At 66.8% G+C, this 11285-nt stretch carries 12 protein-coding genes; 4 read left to right on the top strand and 8 right to left on the bottom strand.

Annotated elements, in window-relative coordinates:
- The first annotated feature begins 74 nt into the window (after window positions 1-74).
- The 3 genes from A5699_RS08885 (at window position 75) to A5699_RS08875 (ending at window position 1481) form a co-directional block, all read left to right on the top strand.
- Window positions 75-482: a ribonuclease domain-containing protein gene (locus A5699_RS08885; protein WP_157561162.1), complete on the top strand. Its 408-nt coding sequence runs from the start codon at window positions 75-77 to the stop codon at window positions 480-482.
- Entirely contained in the window at window positions 479-757 is a 279-nt protein-coding gene (locus A5699_RS08880) for a barstar family protein (RefSeq protein WP_067768304.1), read from the top strand. Before A5699_RS08885 ends, A5699_RS08880 begins: the two co-directional genes overlap by 4 nt.
- Before the next feature lie 199 nt (window positions 758-956).
- Window positions 957-1481 (top strand): adenylate/guanylate cyclase domain-containing protein, encoded by a 525-nt coding sequence (locus A5699_RS08875; protein WP_067768302.1) that lies wholly within the window; start codon window positions 957-959, stop codon window positions 1479-1481.
- Here the strand turns inward: A5699_RS08875 and A5699_RS08870 are convergent, their stop codons facing one another.
- From A5699_RS08870 to A5699_RS08835, 8 genes are all read right to left on the bottom strand, one after another.
- Window positions 1482-2561, bottom strand: a complete 1080-nt coding sequence (locus A5699_RS08870; protein ID WP_067768300.1) for a phosphodiester glycosidase family protein — start codon at window positions 2559-2561, stop codon at window positions 1482-1484.
- Window positions 2562-2624: 63 nt separating this feature from the next.
- Window positions 2625-3353: a TMEM165/GDT1 family protein gene (locus tag A5699_RS08865; protein ID WP_067768298.1), complete on the bottom strand. Its 729-nt coding sequence runs from the start codon at window positions 3351-3353 to the stop codon at window positions 2625-2627.
- A gap of 301 nt (window positions 3354-3654) precedes the next feature.
- Window positions 3655-6030 (bottom strand): excinuclease ABC subunit UvrA, encoded by a 2376-nt coding sequence (locus tag A5699_RS08860; RefSeq protein WP_067768296.1) that lies wholly within the window; start codon window positions 6028-6030, stop codon window positions 3655-3657.
- A gap of 3 nt (window positions 6031-6033) precedes the next feature.
- Window positions 6034-6453 carry a VOC family protein gene (locus A5699_RS08855; RefSeq protein ID WP_067768344.1) on the bottom strand — a complete coding sequence of 140 codons (420 nt, stop codon included), beginning with the start codon at window positions 6451-6453 and terminating at the stop codon, window positions 6034-6036.
- A gap of 5 nt (window positions 6454-6458) precedes the next feature.
- Window positions 6459-6893, bottom strand: coding sequence for a helix-turn-helix transcriptional regulator (locus A5699_RS08850; protein ID WP_067768294.1), 435 nt, complete (start codon window positions 6891-6893; stop codon window positions 6459-6461).
- 16 nt (window positions 6894-6909) lie between these two features.
- A complete protein-coding gene (locus A5699_RS08845; protein ID WP_067768292.1) occupies window positions 6910-8166 on the bottom strand; it encodes an MFS transporter in 1257 nt (418 codons plus the stop codon).
- 198 nt (window positions 8167-8364) lie between these two features.
- Window positions 8365-9624, bottom strand: coding sequence for a sorbosone dehydrogenase family protein (locus A5699_RS08840; RefSeq protein WP_067768290.1), 1260 nt, complete (start codon window positions 9622-9624; stop codon window positions 8365-8367).
- Entirely contained in the window at window positions 9602-10321 is a 720-nt protein-coding gene (locus tag A5699_RS08835; RefSeq protein ID WP_067768288.1) for a pirin-like bicupin family protein, read from the bottom strand. Before A5699_RS08835 ends, A5699_RS08840 begins: the two co-directional genes overlap by 23 nt.
- A 71-nt stretch (window positions 10322-10392) precedes the next feature.
- On the opposite strand from A5699_RS08835, the gene A5699_RS08830 reads away from it, so the two are divergent.
- The gene (locus tag A5699_RS08830; protein WP_067768342.1) at window positions 10393-11169 is read left to right on the top strand and encodes an SDR family NAD(P)-dependent oxidoreductase; all 777 of its coding nucleotides are present in this window, start codon (window positions 10393-10395) and stop codon (window positions 11167-11169) included.
- Window positions 11170-11285: the final 116 nt, after the last annotated feature.

The raw sequence follows: 11285 nt of genomic DNA, 5'->3' as shown, positions 1-11285 counted from the left end.
ACTCGAGTAACGATGGTCGCACGTCAACGGCGATTGGCCCGGGATTTGCGGCCTCTGTTGCTAGCCTCATCCCGATGGGGCGATCACGCATTGCGGTGCTGGCAGTGCTGTGCGGGCTGCTTTCCGGCGCGTGTGCTCCCGCCGGGCCTGAGTCGGCCCCGGCGCCGGTCACATCGAAGGCCGCGGACGGCACCTGCGCGCTCGACACCCTTCCGCCCGAAGCGCAGAACACCGTGCAGCTCATCGAATCCGGCGGTCCGTTCCCGTATCCACGCAACGACGGCGTCGTCTTCGGCAACTACGAGGGCCGGCTGCCCCGGCACGAACGCGGCTACTACCACGAGTACACGGTGCCGACACCCGGTCTCACTCATCGCGGCACGCGCCGAATCGTCACCGGCGGCACGCCGGTGGACAACCCGCCCGAGTACTACTACACCGGCGACCACTACGAATCCTTCTGCCTGATCGGAGGCATGTGAAGACGTATCGGATCGATGGGACCAAGGTGGATTCCAAGGCGGACTTCTTCACCGAGATCGGCCGCGCGGTCAACGGCGAGGGCGGTTACTTCGGCTCGAATCTCGATGCGCTGGCCGACTGCCTGCGCGGTGGTTTCGGCACTCCCGACAACCGCAGGTTCCGGTTCGTCATGACCTCGTACCGCAACATCAAGGAAGCCCTCGGCGACGAGGCCTGGCGCACGGTGCTGTCGATCTTCGCCGTCGAGGGCGTCGACCTGTGGTTGGAGAACTGAAGCCCGCCAGCAAATAGTAGGCACAGCGGCTTACGCGCGTCCCACGTGCGGAAGATCGGTGGGGCGGCGGCCTGGCAACGGTGCGCTGTGGCAACCGGTTGCACGCCAAGGGCGTGCCTGCCCAAGTGCGGTTAAGCTGGCTTTCTGCGTGCCGTCTGGCGCGATGCAAGTGGCGAGAACAGACGGGAGCAACACGCGCGTGACCGAACAGCTGCCCATCGAGACGACGTGGCTGATGGCGCGCACCGAGGGATCCACCCACCTGTGGCAAACGCAGTCCGATGAGATGGTCGCCGCGCTGCCGTATTTGCGGGCGACGGTGGTCCACGTCGTCGCCCTCCATGACGGCACGTTGTCGGCCCGGCAGGCTGCCTGCGACAGCTTCGTGGCCACCTTCGACCGCCCCGCCGATGCGGTGTCCTGCGCATTGCAACTGCAACTGACACCGTTGGATCCCTTCGATCTGTGCATCGGCATTCACCGCATCCGCACCGGGGCGCGGTGTCTGCGTGACATCGCCCATGGCGGACAGACCCTGGTATCAGGTGCGACGGCCGCGTCGGCCGATGACCTTCCCTCGGGTGCCACCCTGAAACACCTCGGCGACCATCGCATGGACAACGCCGCCCACCAGATCCTGCAGTTGTGCCACCCTGGGTTGCGCCGCTACCCGCCGGCCACGAGGATGCCGAAACCTCTTCTGGCCGAGGTTCTTACGAACTGATCAGTTGAAGGCCAACCAGCTGGGCAGCGCCCGTTCGCGGGAATCGCACAGCACCTGACGGGTGTCGCAGTTACCTCGGGGCGATCCGGCGCCGCTCCACATGCCACCGGTGTCGCGGCGCAGCACGATCGCCGACGAACCGCCGCCGTCGAGCAGGATCGCATTGTCGGCGCCGAGACCGCGGAACAGGTCCTGCATGTTGTCGGGCGTGTAACTGCCGCCCTGGAAGACGTAGAGCAGATCGGCGGAGCGGTTGTAGCCGACGGCGGTGCGCGCCGCGCTGGGCCCGTTGTCGTTGAGCTGACCGGTGTCGCCGGGCGCGAGCAGTCCGATACCGGCGACCGCGACGAACCGGGCATTTTGATCCAGCAGTCTTTGGATCACCGGCGAGGCGGAGTCGTAGTCGTCGCGGCTCTTGGGCATCACCACGTACGGGGCCCCGCCCATCGGAAGGATCATGGTGGCCAGGGCCGACCAGTGCTCGTTGCCGCCGGACAGGCCCTGCTTGCCGGCGTAGGCCAGGGTGCCGGTGACCGCGGCGTTGGCGCGGCCCTGCCCGCGGGTGTTGTCGACGTAGGCGCCGAGCGGGGACGAGCACTTCGTGTCGCGCCACGAGCCGCCCTTCTGCCCGCGCACGTCGAAGAAGTTGGCGTTGACGGCGATGGTCGGTTGACCCAGCACCTGCCACGCCGCCAGCGGGGCATAGGTTTCCGACGCCTGCCAGAGCCCTTCACCGGTGCGTGCGCCGGGGGTCCGCTCGCAGCGGGACTGATATCCCTGATGGGTGTCGACCAGCAACCGCGGGTTGAGCCGGCCGGAGGCGTTCTTCATCGCCATCAGGTGGCCGCCGTTGTTCAGGGTGTAGGCGCGCCCGTCGGCAGTGAGGAACGGTGCGGCGAACTGGCCGCCGAAGTTGTAGACGAGGTAGGCGCCCTTGGTGTTGGCGATCGCCCCGAGCAGGAGCGCCTTGGCGTCCTCGGCGCGCGCGATCGGGGAGCCGGTGGTGGCCAACGCCGCGCAGATGGCAGTGGCGGTGACTGTTGCGACCGCACACTTGAGGAGCTTTGCCAGGTACGGCACGGATTACACAATAACCACACAGGAAACTCTGTCAACATCCGTAACAGCCTGGTCACGGCGGGATCAAGGTGTGATCGCTCCCGGGCGGTCGGCGTCCGTCGGGGCCGCGGCAGGTTTGCGCAGCACCGCCGGGCGCACACGTTCGGGGAGCCCGCGCAGGAGCGCGGCGCATAGTGCGGTCACGGCGACGGCGCCGGCCATGATCAACAGGCTCGGGGCGGACGGGAACGCGCCCTCCAGCAGCATCGACACCCCGAAGACCACGAACAGCGCCGCGGCCCCGAGTTGGATGGCCCGCTCGGGCAGATGCTTGCCGGCGATGGCCCCGACCAGGATGGCCAGCGCGTCGGCGGCCACCATGCCGATAGTGGAACCGATCCACACACCCACCCAGTCGTTGTCGGCGGCCAGCGTGATCGTCGCCAGCATGGTCTTGTCGCCGAGCTCGGCGAGCAGGAATGCCGAGGTGACGGTGAAGAACGCCGGCGCGGTCGAACGCTGGGCCCGGGTCGCCTCGTCGTCGGACAACGAGTCGCCGCGCAAGGTCCACAGCCCGAAGAACACGAATGCGACGCCGGCGAGGATGCCGAGCAGGTGCGTCGGCAGCGCCGCGCCCAGGAAGTGGCCGACGGCGACGGAGATGAGGTGCACCGCGGTGGTGGCCGCGGTGATGCCGATGAGGACGACCCACCAGCGGTAGCGCAGCGCGAAGGTCATCGCCATCAGCTGCGATTTGTCACCCAGTTCGGCCACGAAGATGACGGCGAAGCTCAAGAGCAAGGCAGCGAGCACGCACCAACTCCTCGGTCGTTGGCTGCCGTTGGGGGCTGAACAGATGCCTCCGGCCGACAACCCAATGGTCTACGGCCGAAGGTCTCGCCCACCGGTCGGTGATCGGTTCGGATACCCGGGCCGCTACGTCGCGCTGCGCGGCCAGTATGTCGAATATCCGATTGGGGGCTACTCCCCTTCGCTGCGCTCCACCATACGCACGCCGGTGTCCGCAGCGCAAACCGCTCCCGACGAAAGTGCTTATCGGCCAATAAGTTTGGGAATCGACACGAGAAAGTTCGGGTGTCCTGACAAATCCGATTCAGGTGCCCACATATTCGGCGAGGTGCCGGCCGGTCAGGGTCTGGGGCTTGGCCACCAGATCAGCCGGAGTGCCCTCGAAGACGACGCGGCCACCGTCGTGACCCGCACCGGGGCCCAGATCGATGATCCAGTCGGCGTGGGCCATGACCGCCTGGTGGTGCTCGATCACGATCACCGATTTGCCCGAGTCCACCAGCCGGTCCAGCAGCCCGAGCAGCTGTTCGACATCGGCCAGGTGCAGGCCTGTCGTGGGCTCGTCGAGGATGTAGGTATCGGCCTTGTCGGCCCCGGTGTTTCCGAGGGCGGCAGCCAGCTTGAGGCGCTGACGCTCCCCGCCCGACAGCGTGGTCAGTGGTTGCCCGAGAGTCAGGTAGCCCAGCCCCACATCCGTCATACGGTCGAGAATCTTCACTGCCGCAGGGACTTTGGCGTCACCCGTGGCGAAGTACCGTTGTGCCTCACCCACCGGCATGGCCAACACCTCGGCGATGTTGCGCCCGCCCAAGGTGTACTGCAGCACCGAGGCGCCGAACCGTCTGCCCTCACACTCCTCGCAGGTGGTCTCCACGGTGGCCATCACCCCGAGGTCGGTGTAGATCACCCCGGCGCCGTTGCAGGCCGGGCAGGCGCCCTCCGAATTCGAGCTGAACAGTGCGGGTTTGACGCCGTTGGCCTTGGCGAAAGCCTTGCGGATCGGGTCCAGCAGGCCGGTGTACGTGGCCGGATTGCTGCGGCGCGAGCCGCGGATAGGGCTTTGATCGACCACCACCACGCCGTCGCGTCCGGCCACCGAGCCGTCGATCAACGAACTCTTCCCCGAGCCCGCCACGCCGGTGATCACCGTCAGCACGCCCAGGGGGATGTCGACGTCCACGTCACGCAGGTTGTGGGTGTCGGCGCCACGGATCTCCAAGGCGCCATTGGCCTTCCGCACCTCACCCTTGAGCGTCGCGCGGTACCCGAGGTGGCGTCCGGTGATCGTGTCGCTGGCCCGCAGACCCGCGACGTCGCCTTCGAACACCACCTCGCCCCCGGACGCGCCGGCGCCCGGGCCCAAGTCGACGACATGATCGGCGATCGCGATGGTCTCCGGTTTGTGCTCGACGACCAGCACGGTGTTGCCCTTGTCGCGCAACGCCAGCAGCAAGTTGTTCATCCGGGCGATGTCATGCGGGTGCAGGCCGATGGTGGGCTCGTCGAACACATAGGTGACATCGGTCAGAGACGAGCCGAGATGACGGATCATCTTGACCCGCTGGGCTTCTCCGCCGGACAGTGTGCCGGCCGGCCGGTCGAGGGACAGGTAGCCCAGCCCGATCTCGACGAACGAGTCCAGCGTGTGTTGCAGGGACGCCAGCAGCGGGGCCACTGTTTTCGCTGCGGACGTTTTCTTGACGTCGCCGAGCCAGGCGGCCAGGTCGGTGATCTGCATGGCGCAGCACTCGGCGATGTTGACGCCCTCGATCGTCACCGAGCGCGCGGTCTCGGACAATCGGGTGCCGTCGCACTCCGGGCACGTGGTGAACGTGACCGCACGTTCGACGAAGGCGCGGATGTGCGGCTGCATGGCCTCGACGTCCTTGGCCAGAAACGACTTCTGGATCTGCGGGATCAGCCCGAGGTAGGTCAGGTTGACCCCGTCGACCTTGAGCTTGGTGGCCTCCTTGTGCAGCAGCGCGTCGAGCTCCTTCTTGGTGAACGTGTTGATCGGCTTGTCCGGATCAAAGAACCCGCAGCCCCGGAAGATCCGGCCGTACCAGCCATCCATGCTGAAGCCGGGAATGGTCAGCGCACCCTCGTTCAGCGATTTGGTGTCGTCGTACAACGCGCTCAGGTCGATGTCGTTGACCGCACCGCGCCCCTCGCAGCGCGGGCACATCCCGCCGACGATGTTGAAGTCACGTCGTTCCTTGACCGTGCGTCCACCCTTCTCCAACGTCACCGCGCCGGCCCCGCTGATCGAGGCGACGTTGAACGAAAACGCTTGGGGGGAGCTGATATGCGGCGTGCCCAGCCGGCTGAACAAGATCCGCAGCATCGCACCGGTATCGGTGGCGGTGCCGACCGTGGACCGCGGATCCGACCCGATGCGTTGTTGGTCCACGATGATCGCGGTGGTCAACCCGTCCAGCACGTCGACCTCGGGCCGGGCCAGATTCGGCATGAACCCCTGCACGAAGGCGCTGTAGGTCTCGTTGATCAACCGCTGCGATTCGGCGGCGATCGTGTCGAACACCAGCGAGCTCTTGCCGGACCCCGAAACCCCGGTGAACACCGTCAACCGGCGCTTCGGCAACGCGATGTCGACGTCTTTGAGGTTGTTCTCCCGGGCACCGGTGACGCGGATCAGATCGTGACTGTCGGCGGGATGCATCGGTTAGCGCGACTCCTGGATACGGACCATGTTGCCGGCGGGATCGCGAAGTGCGCAGTCCCGCACACCGTATGGTTGCTCAGTCGGTTCCTGGACCACTTCGACGTCTCCGGCCTGCACTTTTTCGAAGGTACTGTCGAGATCTTTGGTGGCGAGCAGCAGTGTTCCGAAAGTGCCCTTCGCCATCATCTCGGCGATGGTGCGGCGCTCGTCATCAGTGAGCCCGGGCGTGGCAAACGGCGGGTAGAGCACGACAGAGGTGTCGGGCTGGTTCGGCGGCCCCACCGTGATCCAACGCATCTTGTCCTTGCCGACGTCGAGGCGGACCTCGAAGCCGAGGATGTCGCGATAGAACGCCAGGGACTCCTCCGGATCGTCGAGGGGAAGCATGCTGGAGTGGATTGTGATGTCTGTGCTGTTCATGTCGTTCACGCTAGGTGGAGACGGGTGGCCGGCGCTTCTTGATTCCTGATCGGTTTGGTGACCTGCTTCTCGACGCACGACGGCATGCCTTCCGTAACTCCGGCGGTCTGCTGCCGATACGCACTCGGCGGGATGCCGACGAGTTCGGTGAACCGGGTGCTGAACGTGCCGAGCGACGCACAGCCGACGGCGAAACACACCTCGGTGACCGACATGTCACCGCGGCGCAGCAGCGCCATCGCGCGCTCGATGCGACGCGTCATCAGATATGAATACGGGGATTCGCCGTAGGCGATCTTGAACTGCCTGCTGAGGTGCCCGGCAGACATGTTGACCCCGCGGGCAAGCGCTTCGACGTTCAGCGGTTGCGCGTACTCGCGGTCGATGCGGTCCCGGACCCGGCGCAGCAGCTTGAGATCGGCTAGCGGTTGGTCGGCCACATCGGCGATAGTACGGCTACGGTGCGGTGTCAGCGGTTCGGCGCGGAGCCCACTTCGATGCCCACCTCGACACTGCGGCCAGCGCGCCCAGACCGATGGACAGGACGACGATGATCGCGAATCCCCACCGTGATCCGTGCTCCTCGGATATCACGCCGGCAAGCGCCGCCCCGATGGCGTTGCCTCCGATCAGGGCGCTGGAGAGCGTGCTCATGTAGAGGCTGTCCCGGCCGGCCGGGGTGTGCTCGCCGGCAAGTTGGTAAACGGTGACGATGATCGGTCCGATACCTAGCCCCAGCAACGCGAGTACCGCTGCCAGCAGCCAAGTTTCGGTGACCATGACCATCGCTGCGCTGACCGCAACCGCCAGGGCGGCGGCCGCCAGCCATCGTCGATACAAGCTCGTCGACGTCTGGATCAGCCCGACGCCGATCGACGCAGCACCCGAACCGACGCCGAAACCCGCATAGATCAGACCCGCGTTGGAGATGGCGCCGTGCTCCTGGGCGAAAGCGATCACCGAGGTGACCTGGCAGCCCAGCAGAGCACCGATCACGGTCATCGTCGCGATCAAGGTGAACCGGTCGCTGCGCAGCAAGGTGGTCAGCGGTGCTGCCGAGGCCGACTGTGCGGTCACCCGCGGCACCATCTGGGCACTGCGGTGACGGCTGAACAGGAAACCGAAAACAACCACGATCGCGATGCACGCCACCAAGGGGGTGGATGCCGCGGCGTAGGACAATATGCCGACGATCACCGGCCCGAACACGAATGTCAGTTCGTCGGCCAATGTCTCGTAACCGAAGGCTGCGCCTTTGACTCTGGTGCGCTCGTCGGCGGGCACGTGAGCGTCGATCACGGTGGTCCAGCGGACCCGGGCGAACGGGCCTACCGGGATGACGGTCAACCCGGTGAGCGCGGTGACGGCCAGGAGCAGCGGCAGTTGCCCGGCAGCGGTGGCGATCACCGATGCGACCGCCAGAGCATTGGCGACCAGCAGCACATAGCCGACGCGGCGTTGACCGAATCGGTCCGCGCAACTGCCGGCCAACGGACCGCCGATCGCCGCGCCCAGCGCATAGCACCCGCCGGCCAGGCCGCCGTCGGCGATCGAGTCGCGGACGGCGGCGACGTAGGCGCTGATCCCCAAGGTGAGCATCGCGATCGGAAGTCGCGCGACCAGCGCGATCGGGAAGAACGAAAGTCCGGAGTGACGGGACAGGAAGCGCAGCGGCTTGCCGGCAACCGCGCCGGCGGTAGTGGTGGTGGTCAACGATCAGCCTTGTTCATAGGGACGCCGAAGCGGTGTGCCGACGTCCCACCAACACCGTCGACACCCGGACCCAATGACTAGGACGCGTGCGTCCCGACATAGCTGCGTGCGGTTTCAGGTTAAGTCTGGGACTTTGCGGCAGTCAAATGAGCTGTGACACAGAGCTGTAGGACGCAACCATGGTGACCCGGACGACAACTAGCCTGGCGCGCCCAGCCGATACACCGCGCCGGCGTAGTCGTCGGTGATGTACACCGCGCCGTCCGGACCGGTCACCGCCGAGACGGGGCGTCCCCAGCGGCTGCCGTCGTCGGCCTGGAACCCGCCCACCAACGTCTGCTGCGGGCCCAATGTGCCGTTGTCCCAACCGAAGAACGACACCTCGGGAGCTTGCGGAGACTGCCGGTTCCAGGAGCCGTGTACCCCGACGAGAGCTCCGGGTCCGTAAGGTGGCGGTAGTTGCGCGAAACTCATTCCCAGCGGGGCCGAGTGGGCGCCCAGGGTCTGCTCGACCGGGGCCAGGGCCGCGCAATCCATCTTGCTGCCGTCTGCGTTGGTCTGCATGTCCCGGATGAATCGGGCCGGCGCTGGTCCGTCGGGATTGCAGTAGGGCCAACCCAATTCGCGTCCCGGCGTCAACTTCGCCACCGACTCCGGTGGGTGGTCGTCCACATAGTCCTGGCGTACCCGGCCCTGCGGGTCGGCCACGTTGTCCCGGTTGTTCACCGCTGTCCACAGTGCGCCGTCCGGCGCGAAAGCCAACCCGGTGCCGTTGCGTACCCCGGTGGCGAACGGTGTCGCGGGACCCCCGCCGGGCGGCACCCGCATGATGGTGGCCCGCGGCGGGGTGGCGGTGCGGTCCTCGGCCGAGATGTTTCCCGTGGAGCCGATCGAAAAGTACACCGCCCCATCGGATCCCACCGCCACGCTCTTGAGGGCGTGGGCATAGGCGCCGTGCAGCTCGGGGCTCTTGGCGTCGGGCAGGTCACCGGCGACGGTGCGGCGATTGACCGCTCGCCCGTCGACGTAGTCGTAGGCGTCGATGCGGTTGCTCTCGGCCACGTACAGCGTCGTCCCCGCGAACGCCAGACCGTGCGGTTGCTCCAGCCCCTCGAGCAGGGGGCGCTGCTCGGGGAGCACCGTCAGCACCTGCCCGGTGGCCGGTACCGACACCAGCAAGGTGCCATCCGGGGCGAATGCGGCCATCCGCGCCTTGGGTATCCGCGCGATCACCTCGATCGTCCACCCGGCGGGGACCTGGGCCCGGCGGGGTTCATCGAGCGGGGCCTGGGCGAACCGCTCGGGCACCTGCAGGAGTACCGAGGCCAAACCTGCCGGCGGTTGCTCGGTGGTCGAGGCCGACGGTGGCGCCGGTTCGGATGTCGGCTCGGCCGAGCACGCGGCCAGCACGGCCACGGTGATCACTGCGATCGCGCTACGCGCCGCCCAAACCCGCATTCATCTCCCAAACCAGGATCTCGGTTTCAGTGTCTGCTGTGACCCGGCCGCCCGCATCGGTGAGCCGGGCGGCGTCACCCGCGCTGAGCGGCCCGGAACCCTCCAGCGTGACCGCGCCACGGGCGATGAACAGGTGGACGTAGCGGGCCTGCGGCAGTGTCACCGAGTCGCCGGGCTGCAGGCGGGCGCCGTAGAGGGTGGCGTTGCGGTTGTGCAGCGTGACGGCCGCGTCGACGACGCCCGACGCGATCGGGGTCAGCGAGTTGGTGAGCTCGATCTCCTGCTGCTGATAGCTCGGTGTCACGCCGGCGGTGTCCGGCAGCACCCACATCTGCACGAAATGCACTGGCTCGGTGTCGGATCCGTTCTTCTCCGAATGCTGCACGCCGGTGCCTGCCGACATCCGTTGGGCCAGGCCGGGATAGATCACCCCGGAATTGCCCATCGAATCCTTATGCGCCAATTGGCCGGACAGCACCCAGGTGACGATCTCCATGTCGCGGTGCGGGTGGGTATCAAACCCAGCAGCCGGCGCCACGATGTCGTCGTTGTTCACCAGCAATAGGCCGTGGTGGGTGTTGGCCGGGTCGTAGTAGTCGGCGAACGAGAACGAATGCCGTGATTGCAGCCAGTCGGTCGTGCTGGTGCCGCGATCGGCCCCGCGTCGGATGTCGACTGTGGGCGTCCCGGAAGCCATGGCGCCAGCCTACCGATGCCCTTCGCTGACCAACCGGTGGATAGGGCGGGCAGGGGCTTAATGTGTTGGACGTGGAACTCAACGGAGCAAGCGCCATCGTCACCGGTGGCGCATCAGGTATCGGCGCGGCGACTGCCCGCCAGTTGGCTGCCAAGGGAGCCCGCGTCGTCGTGGCTGACCTGCAGGCGGAGAAGGGCGAGGCCCTCGCCAAGGAGATCGGTGGCGCCTTCGTCAGCGTCGACGTCACCGACACCGCACAGATCGAGGCCGCCGTCAACAAGGCGACCGAGCTCGGCCCGCTGCGCGCCCTGGTGAACTCGGCCGGTATCGGCTGGGCCCAGCGGACCATCGGCAAGGACGGCGAGTTCGCCTCGGCGCACAACCTGGATGCCTACAAGAAGGTCCTGGCGATCAACCTGGTCGGCACCTTCGACTGCATCCGGCTGGCCGCCACCGCGATGAGCCGCAACGAGCTCACCGACACCGGCGAGCGCGGCGCGATCGTCAACATGACCAGCGTGGCGGCCTTCGACGGCCAGATCGGCCAGGCCGCCTACTCGTCGTCCAAGGGTGGTGTCGTCGGCCTGACCCTGCCGGTGGCCCGTGACCTGTCCGCGGTGGGCATTCGCGTCAACACCGTGGCGCCCGGCCTGATCGACACCCCGATCTACGGCGAGGGCGAGGCGTCGGAGGCGTTCAAGGCCAAGCTCGGTGAGTCGGTGCTGTTCCCGCACCGCCTCGGCAAGCCCGAAGAGCTGGCCTCGATGGTCGTCGAACTCCTGACCAACTCGTACATGAACGCCGAGGTGGTCCGCGTCGACGGCGGCATCCGGATGCCCCCCAAGTAACGTCCCTCTGCCGAACAGACACAAACCCGTACCTTTTTCCCCGAAAAGGTACGGGTTTGTGTCTTTTCGCGGGAGATCAGGCGGCGCGGTGAAACGCGCGGTAGATCCGTGCGCAC

The sequence above is a fragment of the Mycobacterium sp. E802 genome (assembly GCF_001666875.1).
In the GTDB taxonomy this organism is placed as follows: Bacteria; Actinomycetota; Actinomycetes; order Mycobacteriales; family Mycobacteriaceae; genus Mycobacterium.
Note: the sequence above shows the minus strand (reverse complement) of the source record. Positions and strands in the feature narration are given on the sequence as shown.